Origin of the sequence: Vibrio sp. E14 (assembly GCF_020515785.1) — a bacterium.
Taxonomy (GTDB): domain Bacteria; phylum Pseudomonadota; class Gammaproteobacteria; order Enterobacterales; family Vibrionaceae; genus Vibrio; species Vibrio diabolicus.
Window position 1 is genome coordinate 40,648 of the sequence record NZ_JAHPJI010000011.1, and the last position, 18,550, is coordinate 59,197.

The 18,550-nt window shown below is 47.2% G+C and carries 12 protein-coding genes; 7 read left to right on the forward strand and 5 right to left on the reverse strand.

Annotated features, from left to right (window positions below; translation table 11 throughout):
- The first annotated feature begins 6 nt into the window (after positions 1-6).
- The 3 genes from LIX84_RS20750 to tldD are packed head-to-tail and all read left to right on the forward strand — an operon-like array spanning position 7 to position 6,200.
- Positions 7-3,888 carry a YhdP family protein gene (locus tag LIX84_RS20750; RefSeq protein ID WP_226422106.1) on the forward strand — a complete coding sequence of 1,294 codons (3,882 nt, stop codon included), beginning with the start codon at positions 7-9 and terminating at the stop codon, positions 3,886-3,888.
- 33 nt (positions 3,889-3,921) lie between these two features.
- Positions 3,922-4,743, forward strand: coding sequence for a carbon-nitrogen hydrolase family protein (locus LIX84_RS20755; RefSeq protein ID WP_085344285.1), 822 nt, complete (start codon positions 3,922-3,924; stop codon positions 4,741-4,743).
- A gap of 11 nt (positions 4,744-4,754) precedes the next feature.
- Positions 4,755-6,200 carry a metalloprotease TldD gene (tldD, locus tag LIX84_RS20760; protein WP_226422107.1) on the forward strand — a complete coding sequence of 482 codons (1,446 nt, stop codon included), beginning with the start codon at positions 4,755-4,757 and terminating at the stop codon, positions 6,198-6,200.
- Between the two features lie 67 nt (positions 6,201-6,267).
- Here tldD and LIX84_RS20765 read toward each other — a convergent pair whose 3' ends face one another.
- Positions 6,268-7,644: a PhoH family protein gene (locus tag LIX84_RS20765; RefSeq protein WP_226422108.1), complete on the reverse strand. Its 1,377-nt coding sequence runs from the start codon at positions 7,642-7,644 to the stop codon at positions 6,268-6,270.
- 560 nt (positions 7,645-8,204) lie between these two features.
- Between LIX84_RS20765 and rapA the strand changes: the two genes are divergently transcribed.
- A complete protein-coding gene (gene rapA / locus LIX84_RS20770) occupies positions 8,205-11,114 on the forward strand; it encodes an RNA polymerase-associated protein RapA (protein WP_226422109.1) in 2,910 nt (969 codons plus the stop codon).
- Between the two features lie 108 nt (positions 11,115-11,222).
- On the opposite strand, the gene LIX84_RS20775 is transcribed toward rapA, so the two are convergent.
- Positions 11,223-12,488, reverse strand: a complete 1,266-nt coding sequence (locus tag LIX84_RS20775) for an NRAMP family divalent metal transporter (RefSeq protein ID WP_031780527.1) — start codon at positions 12,486-12,488, stop codon at positions 11,223-11,225.
- A gap of 342 nt (positions 12,489-12,830) precedes the next feature.
- On the opposite strand from LIX84_RS20775, the gene LIX84_RS20780 reads away from it, so the two are divergent.
- Together LIX84_RS20780 and LIX84_RS20785 are read left to right on the forward strand one after the other, a co-directional pair.
- Positions 12,831-13,583, forward strand: coding sequence for a pseudouridine synthase (locus tag LIX84_RS20780; RefSeq protein WP_104969831.1), 753 nt, complete (start codon positions 12,831-12,833; stop codon positions 13,581-13,583).
- A gap of 93 nt (positions 13,584-13,676) precedes the next feature.
- The gene (locus tag LIX84_RS20785) at positions 13,677-14,639 is read left to right on the forward strand and encodes a D-2-hydroxyacid dehydrogenase (protein WP_226422110.1); all 963 of its coding nucleotides are present in this window, start codon (positions 13,677-13,679) and stop codon (positions 14,637-14,639) included.
- An 84-nt stretch (positions 14,640-14,723) separates the two neighbouring features.
- Here the strand turns inward: LIX84_RS20785 and yjgA are convergent, their stop codons facing one another.
- A complete protein-coding gene (gene yjgA, locus LIX84_RS20790) occupies positions 14,724-15,251 on the reverse strand; it encodes a ribosome biogenesis factor YjgA (RefSeq protein ID WP_005396253.1) in 528 nt (175 codons plus the stop codon).
- A 110-nt stretch (positions 15,252-15,361) separates the two neighbouring features.
- Between yjgA and pmbA the strand changes: the two genes are divergently transcribed.
- Positions 15,362-16,705 (forward strand): metalloprotease PmbA, encoded by a 1,344-nt coding sequence (gene pmbA, locus LIX84_RS20795; protein WP_005396252.1) that lies wholly within the window; start codon positions 15,362-15,364, stop codon positions 16,703-16,705.
- A 61-nt stretch (positions 16,706-16,766) separates the two neighbouring features.
- Here pmbA and mgtE read toward each other — a convergent pair whose 3' ends face one another.
- Together mgtE and LIX84_RS20805 are read right to left on the reverse strand one after the other, a co-directional pair.
- The gene (gene mgtE, locus LIX84_RS20800) at positions 16,767-18,125 is read right to left on the reverse strand and encodes a magnesium transporter (RefSeq protein WP_005396251.1); all 1,359 of its coding nucleotides are present in this window, start codon (positions 18,123-18,125) and stop codon (positions 16,767-16,769) included.
- A 148-nt stretch (positions 18,126-18,273) separates the two neighbouring features.
- Entirely contained in the window at positions 18,274-18,549 is a 276-nt protein-coding gene (locus tag LIX84_RS20805) for an HPr family phosphocarrier protein (protein WP_005396244.1), read from the reverse strand.
- Between the last annotated feature and the right edge of the window lies 1 nt (position 18,550).

The window sequence follows — 18,550 nt, forward strand, 5'->3', positions numbered from 1 at the left end:
ACATTTGTGAATTCTGGTGTTAACCGTTTTGGGCGTTTTTGTGCGTGGAGTTTAGTTACTGTACTGGTGTTATTGGCCATATTAGTAACCACACTGCGCGTCACATTGCCACAACTTAACCACTTCCAAGATGAGATCAAAACCTGGGTCAAGCAAGACACAGGTTTTGACTTTTCTATCGCCAACGTCGCAGGGACGTGGCGCAATAATCACCCCTCCATCGCGCTACTCGGTTTAGAAGCGAACCTGCCGAATATTCAGGATGCACGCTTTGCCGTTGAAGAAATCCAAATTGAATTCGATCTCATTCAATCTCTTTTGCAACTCAAACCGGTGGTCGCAGACCTCACCATCCATAACCTCGCTCTGGATATTCACACCGTAGACATTCTGCCGACCTCTAGTCGTCAAGAGCAGGAACCGAGTGTGGACAAGAGCGAAGTGAAGCTCATCGACCAACTCGACTCACTTCTTTTACGTCAGTTTGAAGACTTCACCATTACCGACTCACGGATTTGGTATAAATCGGTATCTGGTGAGACTCGCCGTTTAGATATCGAGCAGCTCCGTTGGAGCAACCAAGGCAAGCACCACTTAGCAGAAGGCACCGTGAACATTGCCGATGTTCGTCTGAATTCATTGTTAGTGAGCGCTAACTTTAAAGACCATGGTTCGCTGCGTGATGTGTCTGGTGAGTTTTACGTGAGTGCCCAAGATGTCTCAGTGACGCCTTGGTTAACCACTTATATGCAAGAAGAGTCGGGTGCTGAATCGGGTAAGGTCAGCTTAAACACTTGGCTGACGCTGAAACACAGCCAACCGAATGATGCGTATGTTGAACTGTTGCCTTCTGAGCTCGTGTGGAATGAAAACGGTCGTCATGAGCTGTTTATCGAGTCAGGTATTTTCAATCTTCGACCAGATAAACAAGGTTGGAAAGTAAATGGTCACTCACTTCGGATCCGAACCGACAACACCCCTTGGCCGGAATTAGACGCAGCGTTTGATTGGCAACCGAATGGTTGGATGCTCAACCTTTCTCAACTCGATATAGAAGCACTTATTCCGCTCATCAAATTGGCTCCAGAGTCGGAGTCGACCAGTGACCTTATCAACAAATTGGCACCGAAAGGCCGAGTTGAAGATGTTCGCTTGTCCATGAACGGTGGTTTAGACACGTTACGCTACTCCGCGGAACTGGATGAACTTGCGATGACGCAATGGGAACTGCTACCAGGATTCCATCATGTACAGGGCAGTGTATCTGGTGATTTAGATCAGGCAAAAGCGAAAGTAACCGTCATTGATGATGTATTTCCGTACGGTGATGTATTTCAAGCTCCGCTGAATATCAAACAAGGTGAAGTCGATATTATCTGGCAACAAGATGAGAGTGGCTGGCGCTTGTGGTCTGATAAAGTGACGGCAGCGACACCGGATCTTCAAGTACTAGGAGCATTCCGTCTTGATTTTCCAAAAGAACAAAGCCCATTTTTATCGTTTTATGCTGAGGCGGATCTTTATAACGCAGGTGAAACATGGCGTTACCTGCCGACTCTGGCACTTGGACAAGACTTAACGGATTACCTATCGACTGCGATTCAAGGCGGTAAAGTGAATACGGCTAAGCTGCTGTGGTATGGCGAGTTAGGGGATTTTCCTTACAAAGATCATAATGGCATGTTTCAGGCGTGGGTCGGTTTAAAAGACGCGAAATTTAGCTTTGATACGGCGTGGCCAACCATCACTGATCTGCAGCTGGACTTGCTGTTTGAAAATGATGCCATGTATTTGGATTCAAAGTCCGCTACGCTAAATGGTGTTCATGCCAAGCGTATTACTGGGCGAATCCCTGAGTTGGCGGAAGGTGGACACATTGAGATTGAAGCTAAAGCGAGCGCGCCGGGCAATGAAGTTCGTGACTACATGATGGCGACGCCATTGGTGGACTCGGTCGGGGCAGCGTTGACGGCGCTGCAAGTGAGTGGTCCGGTTTACTCTGAGTTCCAGCTCAACATTCCGTTTGACTTTGAAAAAGAGTCCCGTGCTTGGGGTTATGCCGATTTAACAGAAAACCGTGTCGATATTGAAGCGCCGCCAATGACGCTGGAGAAAGCCACAGGGCGTATCCACTTCGATAATGATGTGGTCACCACATCGGGTTTGTCTGCAGAGTTGCTTACCCAGCCTATCTCCCTCGATTTTCGTGGTGAGAGTGCGGAACAGGGCTACAATGTGACGATTAATACATTAGGGGATTGGGACGTTGAGCCTCTCAAACCTTATGTTGGTGAGCGTTGGTTAAAGCTTGTTTCTGGGCATGCGCCGTGGCAAATGGACATTGATTTACAACTTAATGATGTAGGCTTCACCTATCAACTTGATGTGTTGGCGCAGCTAAATCGTTTAGCGAGTCAATATCCCTATCCGCTAGCGAAACAAGTTGGCGAGTCCGGGCAAGCAAAACTGCAGGCATCCGGCAACCAAGAAAGCATTTCCGCAAGATTACAGATCCCAAATGCTAAGTATCAAACCGAGATAGATATAACTGGCGACGTACCTGTTCTGACGGCGACTCATTTAATGGTCGGTAAAGGTGGTTTCAGGATCAGCCCTATTGTCGGACACGATGCATCAGTGCGTGTCGGTGAGCTTAATTTAGACCAGTGGGCAGAGCTGGTTCAGGGCTCAGAAAGTAAGCCGTCATCGTCTGTTCTGGCAAGCATGAAGACGCCGAGTATTCCATTGCCGACACGGATTGATGTTGAAACGCCAAACTTGCAGCTTGGTGGGATTGAGTTTCATGATGTGGACTTCTCCGCAAACAAAAAGAATTTGAGCTGGCAACTCGATGTGGACAGTCAAGAGGTTAAGGGTAAGGCTAACTATCTGAAACCTTATGACTTATCGGTCTCTTTGGAGCACTTGCACCTGTATATTCCAGGGTTTGAAGAGATGACCAAAGAGCGCAGCTCGCTCTTTGCCAGTGAAGACCAAAATGCGCCTTTGATTACCAATTTTGACCGCCAGTTTCACGCTGAGATGCCAAACTTAACTTTGAACATCGATGATTTTTGGTTGCAAGGTTACAAAGTGGGGAAGGTGAATGTTGATTTGCAGCGTCGCGAGAATCGTTTGGAGTGGAAAAATATCACCTTTAGCAGCGGCAAAAACCGCATTGATATGAGCGGTTGGTGGGACCTGACAAAAGAGAGTAGCCATTCCAACTTAACCATGAAAATGAAAGGTGATAACAACTCTGACCTTATGGAGCGCTTTGGTATCACATCGGGTATTCAGCAGGCACCATTTGAGATCAACGCCAATATGGAATGGGACGGCGCGCCTTGGTCGATGAAGACACAAACCTTGCAAGGGCATGTCTCAACGGAATTTGGTAAAGGCGTGATCAGTGAAGTCAGTGGTGCGGCACGCTTGTTAGGCTTGTTCAGTTTGGATTCTATCATCCGTAAGATGCAGCTCGATTTTACCGACGTATTCGATAAAGGCATGGCGTTTAACTCGATCACGGGCACGGGCAAAATCCAAGATGGCGTGTTTATCACCAACGATATCGTGATGGATGCCTTAGCAGGAGAAATGCAGATCCGCGGCATCGCCAATATGAACAGCAGAATGGTCGATGCGGAAGTGAAGTTCACCCCAGACATCACATCAGGCCTACCAATGCTGACCGCGTTTGCAGTAGCGCCACAAACCGCGTTGTATGTTTTAGCCATCTCAACAGTGATTTCTCCGGTGGTTGAGGTCTTCACTCAAGTCAATTATGAAGTGAAAGGCCCACTAGACTCACCAACGGTAAAAGAAATTTCGCGAAGTAAAGGTGAATACAAACTACCAGAAAAGCTGCGTGAACAGGCGAAATAACTCACCGACTAAAATGGAATAGGGAGGAAACACATGGAACGTGTTGGCATTATTCAAATGACATCGGGTCCAGATATCACTGCGAATCTGGACTTTATTGAAAAACAGTGTGCTTTGGCGAGTAAGCAAGGTGCCAAGCTTGTCCTTACCCCTGAAAATACGGTGCTGTTTGCCAACCGCGAAGCGTACCATCAACATGCAGAGCCACTTGGGAGTGGCGTGATTCAACAGCGGCTCTCTGAAATCGCAAGAAAGAACCAGTTAACACTGATTGTCGGAAGCATGCCCATTCAAACCGCAAAAGGTGTCACGACCACAACGCTTGTATTGCCGCCGCACGGTAAATGCATTGCTCACTATGACAAACTGCATATGTTTGATGTCGACGTAGCCGATGGTTATGGTAGTTATCGTGAGTCGGATACGTTTATGGCGGGTAATCAAATAGTCGTGGCGGAAACCGATATCGGCAGCGTTGGATTGAGCATCTGTTACGATCTTCGTTTCCCTGAGCTTTATAAAGTATTACGCCAAGAAGGCGCGGATATCATTGTGGTGCCTGCTGCGTTTACCGCTGTGACGGGGCAAGCTCACTGGGAAGTATTATTGCGAGCTAGAGCGATTGAGACACAATGTTGGATTTTGGCGAGCGGACAAACTGGAACGCATCCATGTGGACGAAAAACATGGGGACACTCAATGGTCGTTGACCCTTGGGGACGTATTCATAAACAGCTTCAGGATGAAGTAGGCTTATTGGTGACAGAGATAGATTTGTCACAGAGCCAACAAGTAAGGCAGAATATGCCGCTGACTCAACACAGTCGCTTTCAAAATGAATTGAGACGGAAATAAAAGAGCTAACTATGAGCACAAACCAAATAGAACAGGCACTCCTTGCCCCAAATGGTCTGACAGAGCAAGACATTGCTGACACGCTTGCCAGCATTGCGACACGCCAGATCGATTATGCGGACATTTACTTCCAGTCCAGCTGGCACGAGTCTCTGGTTCTAGAAGACAGCATCATCAAAGATGGCTCTTTTAACATTGATTGTGGTGTTGGTGTCCGTGCGGTAACTGGTGAAAAAACCGGCTTTGCCTACTCTGATCAAATCCAGCCTGAAGGTCTGAAGCAGAGTGCAATGGCGGCGCGCGGTATTGCTCAACAAGGGCAGAATGGTAAAGTCCAAGCGTTTAAACGCACCGAAAACCAAGCGTACTACGCCGCTGTGAATCCATTAGCTGGGTGGGAAAAGCAGCAAAAAACAGAATTGCTCAAATCTCTAGATGCTTACATCCGCACTAAAGAACCATTGATTAAAGAAGTCTCGATCAGCATCAGCGGTGTGCATGAGCAGATGCTTGTTGCGGCAACAGACGGTACTTATGCAGGCGATTTTCGTCCTTTGGTGCGTTTGTCTATTAGTGTGCTTGCACAAAAAGGCGAACGACGTGAACGCGGTAGTGCTGGTGGCGGAGGCCGTTTCGGTTACGATTTCTTTTTAACGGAAAGCAATGGTGTGAAACAAGCTTTCCATTACGCAGACGAAGCGATTCGAATGGCGTTGGTAAACCTTGAAGCAGAAGCCGCACCAGCAGGCATGATGCCAGTGGTATTGGGCTCAGGTTGGCCAGGCGTATTGCTACATGAGGCGGTAGGTCATGGCCTAGAAGGTGACTTTAACCGTAAGGAATCTTCGGTCTTCTCTGGCAAAATGGGTCAACAAGTGACGTCTTCACTGTGTACCATTGTTGATGACGGTACATTAAAAGACCTTCGTGGTTCACTGAATGTGGATGATGAAGGGGTGAATGGCCAGTACAACACGCTCATCGAAAATGGCGTGCTGAAAGGTTACATGCAAGACAAGCTAAACGCGCGGTTAATGGGTGTGAACCCAACAGGTAACGGTCGTCGTGAGTCTTATGCACATTTACCAATGCCGCGTATGACCAACACCTACATGCTACCAGGTGAACATACGCCAGAAGAAATCATCTCGACGGTAGAGAAAGGGTTGTATGCGCCAAACTTTGGTGGCGGTCAGGTGGACATTACTTCGGGTAAGTTTGTGTTCTCCGCATCGGAAGCGTACTTAATTGAAAACGGCAAAATTACGCGCCCTGTTAAAGGTGCGACGTTGATTGGCTCTGGTATTGAAGCCATGCAACAAGTGTCGATGGTTGGTAACGACTTAAGTATCGACAAGGGCGTTGGCGTATGTGGTAAAGCTGGACAAAGTGTGCCAGTTGGCGTTGGTCAGCCGACCTTGAAATTGGATTCACTGACGGTGGGTGGTACTGAGTAACTCATTCGAATCGTTATAAAAAGAGCGCTCATTAGAGCGCTCTTTTGTTTTTGTGAGTCGATGTCGACTAGAGGTTCTCTTCGGCAAACTCTGCCAAGCGGCTACGAACCACGCCGTTAAGGTGAATATTCGCGCTGCCTTCAAAGTTCTTGAAGCGTTCAACCATGTAGGTCAAACCTGAGGTCACAGGGGTGAGGTAATGGGAGTCAATCTGCGCCAAGTTACCGGAGCAGACGATTTTGGTTCCTTCGCCGCAGCGGGTGATGATGGTTTTGATTTGTGAAGCGGTGAGGTTTTGACACTCATCAAGCAGCACAAACGCATTTTGAATCGAACGGCCACGCATAAAGTTGATCGATTTAAACTGAATATTGGCTTTATCGCAGATGTACTTCAGTGAGCCTTCAGTGCAGTGATCGTGTTTATGTAGCGCTTCCAAGGTATCGGTCACCGCCGCTAACCACGGCATCATCTTCTCCTCTTCTGAGCCGGGTAGGAAGCCGATGGATTCACCGATATCTGGCGTGTTACGCGTCACGATAATTTTATCGAACATGCCTTTTTCAATGGTTTGCTCCAGTGCTGCTGCCATGGCTAATAACGTTTTACCACTACCTGCTGCACCAGTTAAAATCACTAGGTCAATATCCGGGTCAAGTAAGGCATCCAACGCCATTCCTTGGTAGATGTTTTTTGGTGTGATGTCCCAAGCCTTACGGTGCATCATGCGTTCTCGGCTCAGGTCGAGTAGCGTTAATTTGTCTTCATTGATGGTTTCCACGCGGCCAGCAAAGTCGCTGTCTTCATCAATCACATATTGGTTAATAAAGGTTGGTTCAAAAGGTTCACGACTGAGTTTGTGATAGGTTTTTCCGCCCAGTGCATAACTTTCTACTTCCTCAATATCATTCCAGAAGTTCCCCTCACGTAATTGAAAACCTTTGGTGAGGTATTGAATGTCGTCAATCAGTTGATCGGTTCGGTAGTCTTCAACAAAACGTACGCCAGCGCCTTTGGCGCGCAGACGCATGTTAATGTCTTTCGTGATCAGTACCACTTCACGTGGTGCTCGTTTGTTTTGCAGATAAAGCACCGCATTGAGTATGCGGTTGTCACCGGCTTTGTCGGCGAAGGCTTTGACGGTTTCCTGCAGTTCAAAATCCGCCAAAATGGAAATGGTGCCTTGGTCGGGGCTGTCTTTAGAAACAGGAATACCTTCAGAAATTTCATCGGGCGTTGCTTCTTTAAACAAATCTTCCAAAGCGCGAATAGCCACGCGAGCGTCTCTTGCGACATCGCGTTTGCTGTCTTTGATTCGGTCGAGTTCTTCCAACACGGTCATGGGGATAACGACATCGTGTTCTTGGAAAGAGAAGATGGCAAAGGGTTCATGAAGAAGAATGTTGGTATCAAGTACAAACAGTTTCCGATCGGTATCGCCCATAGCGTCTCCTTGCCGTAATACGGCTCTGCATGCGAGTGGTTAGGTCGTTCTCAAATAGGTATGAAGCGGCCTAACTCTGATTGCTTGCAATAGAGGTTGTCGGGCTGATGTCGGTTAGTGTGCAACCGAGTAGCAAGACAACTTACTGCAAACCCGTGTTGATCCTAATCGTGTACTAACGCGCTTAAATCATATGCAATGGTTTTAAACGCCCCTCACTAGAAGTATACGTAATATTTACGTTCTACAACTTAATAATTGGCATGAGTATTTTACAATTTGATTGCATTTATAGTTTGGGAAAAAAAGTTTCCGCTTGACGCGGTTTCGGCGTGACCTAAATCACAGCTTCAAGTAAGATTAGCGACCTTTTTCTGCGTATAGGCTACGTCCGATTTATCATGTTGAGCTGGCTTAAAAATACTCAGTTCATACTGGAATGACGAATGCTATCGGCATAGCAGAAGCCAGAATCAGATCTAAACTATTACCCATGCCTACGGGCATGAGTAGACCAACAAGAAACACGAATCAAGAACTAATAACGAGGTAGTCAATTCATGACATTTGCTTTGGGGCAGCGCTGGATTAGCGATACGGAAAGCGATTTAGGTTTAGGTACCGTTGTAGCAATGGATGCTCGTACTGTGACATTGATGTTTGCAGCGTCAGAGGAAAACCGAGTTTACGCACGTAACGATGCACCTGTTACCCGAGTCACCTTTAACGTTGGTGATGTCATCGACTGCCAAGAAGGTTGGTCTCTAAAAGTTGAAGAAGTACTGGAAGATGAAGGTCTATACACCTATTTCGGTACTCGTGAAGACACGCAAGAAACCGCCGTCGTTCTGCGTGAGATTTTTCTGAGCAACCAAATTCGTTTTAATAAACCTCAAGATAAGTTGTACGCCGGTCAAATCGACCGCATGGACAACTTTGTTCTGCGTTACCGTGCGCTGACCAACCAGTTTGAGCAGCATAAGAGCCCAATGCGTGGCCTATGTGGTATGCGTGCAGGTTTGATCCCTCATCAGCTTTACATCGCGCACGAAGTTGGCCGTCGCCACGCGCCACGCGTATTACTGGCGGATGAAGTTGGTTTGGGTAAAACCATCGAAGCGGGCATGATCATCCACCAGCAAGTGCTGTCTGGCCGTGCAGAACGTATTTTGATTGTGGTACCTGAAACACTGCAACATCAATGGCTGGTTGAGATGATGCGTCGTTTCAACCTGCATTTCTCTATCTTTGACGAAGAGCGCTGTATCGAAGCATTCGCGGATGCAGAAAACCCATTTGATACCCAGCAATACGTGCTGTGTTCTTTGGACTTCCTACGCAAGAGCCGCAAGCGTTTTGAACAAGCACTGGAAGGCGAATGGGACCTACTGGTTGTCGATGAAGCGCATCACCTTGAGTGGAGCCAAGATAAACCGAGCCGTGAATACCAAGTAGTGGAAGGCTTGGCTGAACGCACTCCGGGCGTACTGCTACTGACGGCAACGCCAGAACAGCTTGGTCGTGAGAGCCACTTTGCTCGTCTGCGTTTGCTGGATCCTGACCGTTTCTACGATTATGAAGCGTTTGTCGAGGAAGAAGAGCAATACGCACCTGTAGCGGATGCGATTACTTCACTTTTCTCTGGTGAAAAACTGCCTGATGAAGCGAAAAACCAGATTACTGAGTTGTTGTCTGAACAAGACGTAGAACCACTTTTCCGCATTATCGAAAGTGAAGCGGACGAAGAAGCGAAAGCGTCAGCGCGCCGAGAGTTGATCGACAACTTGATGGATCGTCACGGTACGGGACGAGTTCTGTTCCGTAACACACGTGCGGCTATCAAAGGGTTCCCTGCGCGTAACGTGCACCTGATGCCAATGGATATTCCACCGCAATACACCACGTCAATGCGTGTTGCTGGGATGATCGGCGGTAAGATGAGTTCGGAAGCACGTGCAATGAAGAACCTTTACCCAGAAGAGATCTTCCAAGAATTTGAAGGCGATGATGCAAGCTGGTGGCAGTTTGACTCGCGCGTGAATTGGTTACTTGAAAAGGTAAAAGAGAAGCGCAGCGAGAAAATTCTGGTGATTGCCTCTCGTGCAAGTACGGCTCTGCAATTGGAGCAAGCGCTGCGTGAGCGTGAAGGCATTCGTGCGACCGTCTTCCATGAAGGTATGTCGATCCTTGAGCGTGACAAAGCAGCCGCTTACTTTGCGCAAGAAGAAGGTGGTGCACAGGTTCTTATCTGTAGTGAAATCGGCTCTGAAGGCCGTAACTTCCAGTTTGCCAACCAACTTGTCATGTTCGACTTGCCATTCAACCCAGATTTGCTTGAGCAACGTATCGGTCGTTTGGACCGTATCGGCCAAAACCGTGACATCGACATTCATATTCCTTACCTGAAAGGCACATCGCAAGCGATCCTAGCACGTTGGTTCGATGAAGGCCTGAACGCTTTTGCGGAAACCTGCCCAACAGGCCGTGCTGTTTACGATAAGTACTCTGATGATCTGATTGAAATTCTTGCTTCTGGTGATACCAGCACGCTAGATGAGATTATTGAAGCGTCAGCAAAAATGAATAAAGAGCTGAAATCCCAATTAGAGCAAGGCCGTGATCGCCTATTAGAAATGCATTCAAATGGCGGGGAAAAAGCACAACAAATCGTTGAGAAAATTGAATCAACCGACGGCGATACCAATTTGGTCACCTTCGCACTTTCTCTTTTTGATACGATTGGCTTGAACCAAGACGACAAAGGTGAAAACGCACTGATTGTGACCCCATCTGAGCACATGATGGTACCAAGCTACCCAGGCCTGCCATACGAAGGGGCGACGATCACGTTTGATCGTGATACGGCTTTATCTCGTGAAGATATGCACTTTATCAGTTGGGAGCACCCAATGATCCAGGGTGGTATCGATCTTCTGATGAGTGAAGGAGTGGGGACGTCTGCGGTATCTCTACTGAAAAACAAAGCGTTACCAGTCGGGACTATTCTTCTTGAGTTGATTTACGCGGTAGATGCGCAAGCGCCAAAACGCAGTGGTATCGCGCGCTTCTTACCGAAAACGCCAATCCGTTTAATGATGGACTCGCGTGGTAATGATTTGTCTGCTCAAGTGGAGTTTGAAAGCTTTAACCGCCAACTCAGTCCTGTAAACCGTCACTTAGGTAGCAAGTTGGTCACGTCGGTACAGAAAGACGTACACCGCTTAATTGAAGCGGGGGATAGTCTTATCGAAGCGAAGGTTGAGGAAGTACGCAAGCAAGCTCATCAAGATATGCAGCATAGCTTGAATGCAGAACTTGAGCGTTTGCAAGCACTGAAAGCGGTAAACCCAAATATTCGTGATGAAGAAATTGAAGCCATTGATGCACAAATTAAGGAGCTCACTGGTTACATCAACCAAGCTCAAGTGCAGCTCGATTCGCTACGTTTGATTGTGGTGAGCCACAACTAAGTAAGCATTTATTGTTCATTAAAAAAGGTCTTCAGTTGAAGACCTTTTTCTTTATTTGCGGTTTAGTTTCTTTATGCAGAATGCATTACTCACTCATAGCTAACTCATTTACATCAACCATTTCCACCAGATAAATACAGCCAAGAAGCCAAACAAGTAAATCAGGCCTGCAATCGACAACCACTTCAATTTAGGTCCAACAGCCAAAGGTTCAGGTAACTCGGTTTTGCTCACTAATGTGTAATTTAGCAGAGCAAAGAATGGCGTGGTCATAAAGGCGAGGATCATCGCAAAGTTCAGCATAGGCAATAACGCAGAAGCCCAGAAAACCACAATACCTAATGCAAGTAAGGCGACCACCAGCATGATCGCTGACGTGGCTTTAGGGTTAGTGTCTGGTTGTGAGCGCAGTAGACGTTGAGAGTCAGAAATAACGCGTGAGTAGCCATCAATAACGGTAATCGTGCTGCCAAAGATACAGAAAAACGCAATTACCGCGATTAAGTAACGAGACCATTCGCCAATTGTTGCCGCATATAAGCCAACCAATTGGTGGGAGAAGCCAACGCCTGAGCTTTCAAGTGCAACGCCAGAGCCATAGAGCATCAAAGAACCTAACGATACAAAGATAATGGCAAGAAAAGCCGTGCCAATGTAACCGACATTAAAGTCAAATAGAGCAGAGCGATACGTTACTTCTTGCTGGCTTGATTGGCGTTTTAACCACGCAGAGGTCAAGCAGGAGATCTCTATCGGTGCTGGCATCCAGCCCATTGTTACGACGATAAAGCCAATTGCCGCAATCGACCAAGGTGACGGTGGCTCGAAGTTGGCCACTTGCTCAACAGGGTTACCAAAGGCGATAGAAACGGCAAGTAAAGTCGCGATGGTTAACACCGACATGATCACCTTAGATAACGTATCGAGCGCTTTGTAATGACCAGCAAATAATATGATCAGGCAGGTGACAATCACAATGATACTGAGTGATGCCATTGATAGTGAAAACGGAATGAAGTAGCCCAGCAAGCTAGCACTAAACATCAACAAAGCGGCGGTATTGATTACGGCTGAGACCACGCTCAGAAATAGAAATAGCCATAGATAAGGCCGACCTAATTTCGCGTAGCCCTCAACCAAGGTGAGCCCTGTCCCCATGGTGTACTGTACGCCCGCTCGGAAAAAAGGGTATTTAAACAGGTTTACGAGCAGAATCAGCGCCGCCAGTTGCCAGCCATAAATCGCACCAGCTTTGGTTGATGCGACGAGGTGAGAGCCACCGACCGCAGCAGATGCCATTAATATGCCGGGGCCTAGCGAACGAAAAAATAAGGAAAGTTTGGATTGGGGTTTATCTATAACGGCGGAGTCCATTGCTTATTGTCCTTTTTATCTTATGTATCTTTCTAAAGAGATACATACCGCAGTACATGACAAGCTGAGCGCTCGCCCTATACTGCGCAACGGTAATGTCTTTTAAATGCTGTGTTTTGATGTATTTATTTTAAGTATTCTTTGCGAATATCATGCTGTGTGCATCTAGCACTCTATTCAGTTATGCGTCTTGTTGTCAAACTAAATTTACAACGTGCTATTTTTAGTTTTTATGCTAAAGGATTGACTTTGTTTTATTGGTTTGAACTTTTCTTCAGCACCCTGCATTTGGGTGCTATTTGGGTATATAATCGCGGCGTTTTTATTTTGTAGAGATCTCCCATGGCAATGCTTGAATATACCCCTCCCACCGATCCTTGGGTCGATATCGTTTTTGAGGATGACGACATTCTGGCAGTGAATAAGCCATCTGGGTTACTGTCTGTTCCTGGTCGACTTGCAGAGCATTACGACAGCATGTGGAGCCGCCTCAAGGAAGTGCATCCAGAAATCCAAGTAGTGCATCGCTTGGATATGTCGACATCAGGGTTGATGCTGCTGGCGAAAAACAAGCCTTCGGAGCGAGCATTAAAAAAGCAGTTCCAATATCGTCTCACCCACAAGGTGTATTACGCACGTGTTTGGGGGCATGTTGAGCCGCAAGAAGGGAATATTGATCTTCCATTAATTTGTGATTGGCCAAATCGTCCGCGACAAAAAGTATGCTTCGACGACGGCAAACCATCTCAAACTTTATTCCAAGTGGTGAAGCGTGAAGTGCACCCTGATGGCACCCATACAACCGTTGTGCGACTACTGCCCATTACTGGTCGATCGCATCAGTTACGCGTGCATTTGATGGCGATTGGTCATGCGATTGTGGGTGATGAGTTTTATGCAAGCGAAGAGGCGTATCAGTTTTCAGAACGTTTAGAGTTGCACGCTGCGGAGCTAAGTTTTTATCACCCAGCCACGGATCAGCTGAGTAGTATTTTTGTACCTTGTGACTTTTATCCTGAAGCCGAGGCGGCGATCTTTAACTATTTTTCGCCAGAACGTACATTGCCTGATTATAAAACGTTGCCACACCCTTAATGCCAACCGCAGTCAACAACGGTTCTTTCTAGTTCGCTATTTCGTTACTGTGGTTGATGTATCCTGTCTTTCAGCCGTGAACAAGGAGTTGTTATGTCTTTGCCGACCATCGTATTTTTGGACCGTGCGACCATCCCAGAACATATTGAGATTCCACGACCTAGCTTTCAGCACTACTGGCGTGAGTACGACTTAACCGCGCCAGAGCAGGTAATAGAAAGGTTAGCAGGTGCAGATATCGTGATTAGCAATAAAGTCCTGCTTGACCAAAATATATTAGAGCAACTACCACAATTGCGGATGATCGCGGTTGCCGCAACTGGTTTTAACAACGTCGATGTAGACTACTGTGCTAAGCATGATATTGCGGTTGCCAATGTACGTGGTTACGCGACGCGTTCGGTGCCTGAGCACGTGATTGCGATGCTGTTTGCTTTACGCCGAAATTTATTTGGTTACCATCAAGATATTGCCGCTGGCGAATGGCAGCGTAATAAGCAGTTCTGCTTTTTTACGCACCCAATCGGGGATATAGGTGGTAGCACACTAGGTGTTATTGGCAGCGGCGCTTTAGGGCAAGCGACAGCACAGTTAGCGAATGCGCTAGGCATGCAGGTGATCTTTGCTGAGCGTAAAGGTGCACCGGAATGTCGACCTGGTTATGTACCGCTTGAGGAAGTGTTGAAACGTTCTGATGCGTTGACTTTGCACTGTCCGCTCAACGAGCATACTCAGAATTTAATTGGTCAAGCAGAGTTGCAACAAATGAAGTCCAACGCCATTCTAATTAATACGGGGCGTGGAGGCTTGGTGAATGAGGAAGCACTGGTGGATGCCCTAAAGCAGGGAGAAATCGCTGCGGCTGGCTTTGATGTCTTTACCCAAGAACCAGCTGATGAGAGCAATCCGCTGATTGCCAATATGGGTTTACCTAATTTGTTACTTACACCGCATGTTGCATGGGGCAGCGACTCATCAATTCAACGTTTAGTGGAAATCTTGATTGAGAACATTAACGCTTTCGAGCGCGGAGAGCGTATTAATCGCTTGGTGTAACGCTGATTAAGTAAAAGATAAAAAAGCAGACATCATGTCTGCTTTTTTCGTTAATTGAATGCTCGTTGGCATCGAACCGTCGAATTAAAACTCTTCTTCGTTCAGACCTTTTAGGATCTGGAAGATTTCGCGGTACGCTTTTGCTGGTTTCCCAGCCTTTTTCTCTTTCGCTGCTTGGCGAGCCAATTGGCGTAGACGCTGACGATCCGCTTCTGGGTACATTTCCATTACGTCATCAATGGCTTTGTCGCCTTCTTCCACCACGCGATCACGCAGAGCTTCAAGCTTGTGGAATACCGCCGTTAATTGAGAGTGCTTGTTACGAATCTTATCCAACGCCGCTTGGATTGGCTCTGGATCTTCATAACGCATCAACTTACCAATACGTTGTAATTGGCGACGACGTGCTTCGTTTTTAAAGCGTTGTGCGTCTGCAATTGCTTCTCGCAGGTCTTCGCTCAATGGAAACTTTTCTAGAACTGCAGGTTTGAGGCCGACAAGCTCCTCACCTAGCTTTTGCAGTTCTTCCATGTCTCGCTTCATCTCGGATTTGCTTACCCAGATGATCTCTTCTTCTGGTTCCCATGGCGCTTTTTGATTCTTACGTGCCATTTCAGTTGCCTGTGTTTTGATTAATATTATGACTATTTTAACAAGAATCGTGGGGAGAAAGCGAAATTCTTGTTATCCTATTGTTCATCAAAGACAAGATGTGAAAGACAATGGATATTAAACAGCAGGTTGCTGAGCAACGTACCGAGCTAGAGCAAGCCGTCGCAAGAGCCTTAAAGCTTGCATCGGCAAAATCTGACGCCGCCGAAGTCGCAATTACCAAAAGCACTGGTTTAAGTGTATCTACTCGCATGGGCGAGGTAGAAAATGTCGAGTTCAACAGCGATGGTGCGCTGGGCATTACCGTTTACCGAGGTCAACGTAAAGGCAGTGCTTCCACGTCTGATTTAAGTGAAGCTGCTATCGAGCAAACCGTTATTGCGGCGCTGGATATTGCACATTACACATCTGAAGATCCATTTGCAGGGCCCGCAGCCAAAGAATACATGGTGCAAGAGATCCCTGAGCTTGATCTTTTCCACCCAGACGCCCCTGATCCCGATTATGCTGCCGATGTGGCGATCGCCGCTGAGAAAGAAGCGTTAAGTTATGACAGTGCAATCAAGCAAAGTGATGGCGCGAGTTATGATAGCCACTACGGTGTAAAAGTGTATGGTAACAGCCATGGCTTATTAGCAAGCTATGCGTCTAGCCGCCACAGTACCAGCTGTTGTGTGATTGGCGTTGGTCAAAATGGCGAAATGGAGCGTGATTACAGCTACACAGTGGCACGTCATCGCGATGACTTATGGACACCAGAAACAGTGGGTCGTAAGGCGGCAGAGAATACGATTAACCGCTTAGATGCGCAGCGCTTAAAGACAGGTAAATACCCAATCATGTTTGCCGCTGATGTTGCAACTGGCTTGATTGGTCACCTTGTTATGGCGATCAGCGGTGGTAACCTGTACCGTAAATCTTCTTTTCTACTTGATCACCTTGGTAAGCAAGTGCTTCCTGAGTGGTTCAATATCTCGGAGCGTCCACATGTATTACGTGGTTTGGCGTCAAGCCCCTTCGATAGCGAAGGCGTGTACACTCAAGATCGTGAGATCATCACTGACGGTGTGCTAGCGACTTACCTGTTAACCAGTTATGCCGCACGTAAAATGAAGATGGCGCCGACAGGTCACGCTGGTGGCATCCACAACTGGTACGTGAAATCGACTGGTCAAAACTTCGAACAAATGCTTAAAGAGCTCGGCACTGGTTTGCTAGTGACAGAAGTGATGGGGCAAGGCGTGAACGTGGTAACGGGGGATTACTCTCGCGGTGCTGCAGGCTTTTGGGTTGAGAACGGTGAAATCCAATACCCAGTATCGGAAATTACCATTGCTGGTAATCTAAAAGACATGTTCAATAAGATTGTTGCCGTAGGTAGCGACGTTGAAACGCGCTCGCAAATTCAAACGGGTTCAATCTTACTGGATGCGATGAAAGTTGCGGGTGAGTAAGCTTTCCTAATTCAGAATTAAAAAAGCCTGATGTGTTCATCAGGCTTTTTAGTTTTTGCAGTTAGGTAATCAGTATTGTGGCAAGCCCTAAGAATACTGATAAACCAATTACATCCGTTACGGTCGTTAACGCCATACCACCAGCTAAAGCTGGGTCGATGTTCATTTTCTTTAAGAGGATTGGAATCGTTACTCCGGCAACCCCAGCGACCAATAAGTTAGTCAGCATCGCGGCGGAAATGATTCCCCCTAGCATCCAGTTACCTTTCCAAGCGACAACAATGCCGCCAATAATCAGCGCCCACATGATGCCGTTGAGTAAACCGATCGAGGCTTCTTTCATCAACAGTTCTCGTTTGTTCGAGTCACCGATATGACCAAGAGCAAGACCACGAATCACTAGTGCGACGGTTTGGTTACCAGCGACACCACCCATGGAAGGAACAATCGTCATCAATACGGCAATGGCCGCCATCTGGTCTAGCGTGGCTTCAAACATGTTAGAAACAGAAGCGGCGGCGAGTGCGGCCAACACGTTGGCCCCAAGCCAGATACTGCGTTTGCGAGCTGATTTTACAACGGGTGCGAAGGTATCTTCGTCATCGTCCATACCTGCCATACTCATCATCGAGTGCTCGGCATCTTCACGGATAACGTCAACCACGTCATCGATAGTGATACGGCCAACGAGATGCTGATTCTCGTCTACGACAGGAGCAGAGACCCAGTTACGACGTTCGAACAGACTAGCAACATCTGAATCACTGGTATCGACAGTAATCGCTTCGTCAGCATCTTCCATGATGTCGATAATTTTGACATCAGGCTGGGTCGTGATCAGCAGAGTAATGGGTAGTTCACCAATCAGTTTGCTTTCTTCATCAATGACATAAAGTGCATCCGTTGCTTCTGGTAGTTCACCTTTCATACGCAGATAACGTAAAACCACGTCCACATCTACGTCACCACGAATCGTGATAACGTCGGTGTTCATCAGTCCACCTGCAGTGTCTTCTGGGTAGGACAGGGCGGTTTCGACACGCAGACGGTCAGAGGAGTCCATTTGAGACAGGACTTCGCGTGACAGGTTGTCTGGCAAGCTACGCAGTACATAAGCCACGTCATCGGTATCCATGCCTTCTGTCGCCTCTGCAAGCGCTTCAGGTGCCATTTTGGATACGAGACTATCTTTGACGTCTTCGTTTAGTTCGTCGAGGATTTCACCGTAGTCTTCAGGGTCGGTGAGTTGCCAGAGAACTTCACGGCTTTTGCGTGGAGAGGCTTCTAAAAGGTGAGCGATATCCTCAGGTTCCATGTCCTGTAACTGGCGACGAACATGGACGAAGCGGCCATTTTCTAGCGCTTCTGTGACTTCTTGGAGGGCTTGGTGAGCTTGGTCGAATTCAATTTGCTCTGCCATTCATTCCTCCCAATTCCTGATATTTACAATGCGTTGAATAATAACTTAATTCTAGGCGCCTTTTAATAACAACTTATGATACTAAGCAAATTTATTTATTGGCGCAGTGAGGGGAAGGGGAGTGAGAGGTAATAAAAAAGCGAGTAAATTACTCGCCTTCATCAAATTTATCTTCGATTAAGTGGCAAACGGCATCCAGTGCTTCTTCTGCTTGCTCACCCGCAGCGTGGATTGTGACGTACTGTCCTTGAGCAGACTCAAGCATTAATAAACCCATTACGCTGTCTGCTGTGGCGGTTTTGTCTTCTTCATTGTCGATAGTGATGACCGCTTCAAAGCTCTGGGCCAGTTCGACCAGTTTGACGGCTGCGCGAGCATGTAAGCCAAGGCGATTTTGAATCAATACTTTACGACTTAACTCCACA

Excerpts from the sequence above, each read along its gene's own strand:
- LIX84_RS20755 (WP_085344285.1), top strand. The coding sequence starts at position 3,922 with ATGGAACGTGTTGGCATTATTCAAATGACATCGGGTCCAGATATCACT.
- tldD (WP_226422107.1), top strand. The coding sequence starts at position 4,755 with ATGAGCACAAACCAAATAGAACAGGCACTCCTTGCCCCAAATGGTCTG.
- LIX84_RS20765 (WP_226422108.1), bottom strand. The coding sequence starts at position 7,644 with ATGGGCGATACCGATCGGAAACTGTTTGTACTTGATACCAACATTCTT.
- rapA (WP_226422109.1), top strand. The coding sequence starts at position 8,205 with ATGACATTTGCTTTGGGGCAGCGCTGGATTAGCGATACGGAAAGCGAT.
- LIX84_RS20775 (WP_031780527.1), bottom strand. The coding sequence starts at position 12,488 with ATGGACTCCGCCGTTATAGATAAACCCCAATCCAAACTTTCCTTATTT.
- LIX84_RS20780 (WP_104969831.1), top strand. The coding sequence starts at position 12,831 with ATGGCAATGCTTGAATATACCCCTCCCACCGATCCTTGGGTCGATATC.
- LIX84_RS20785 (WP_226422110.1), top strand. The coding sequence starts at position 13,677 with ATGTCTTTGCCGACCATCGTATTTTTGGACCGTGCGACCATCCCAGAA.
- yjgA (WP_005396253.1), bottom strand. The coding sequence starts at position 15,251 with ATGGCACGTAAGAATCAAAAAGCGCCATGGGAACCAGAAGAAGAGATC.
- pmbA (WP_005396252.1), top strand. The coding sequence starts at position 15,362 with ATGGATATTAAACAGCAGGTTGCTGAGCAACGTACCGAGCTAGAGCAA.
- mgtE (WP_005396251.1), bottom strand. The coding sequence starts at position 18,125 with ATGGCAGAGCAAATTGAATTCGACCAAGCTCACCAAGCCCTCCAAGAA.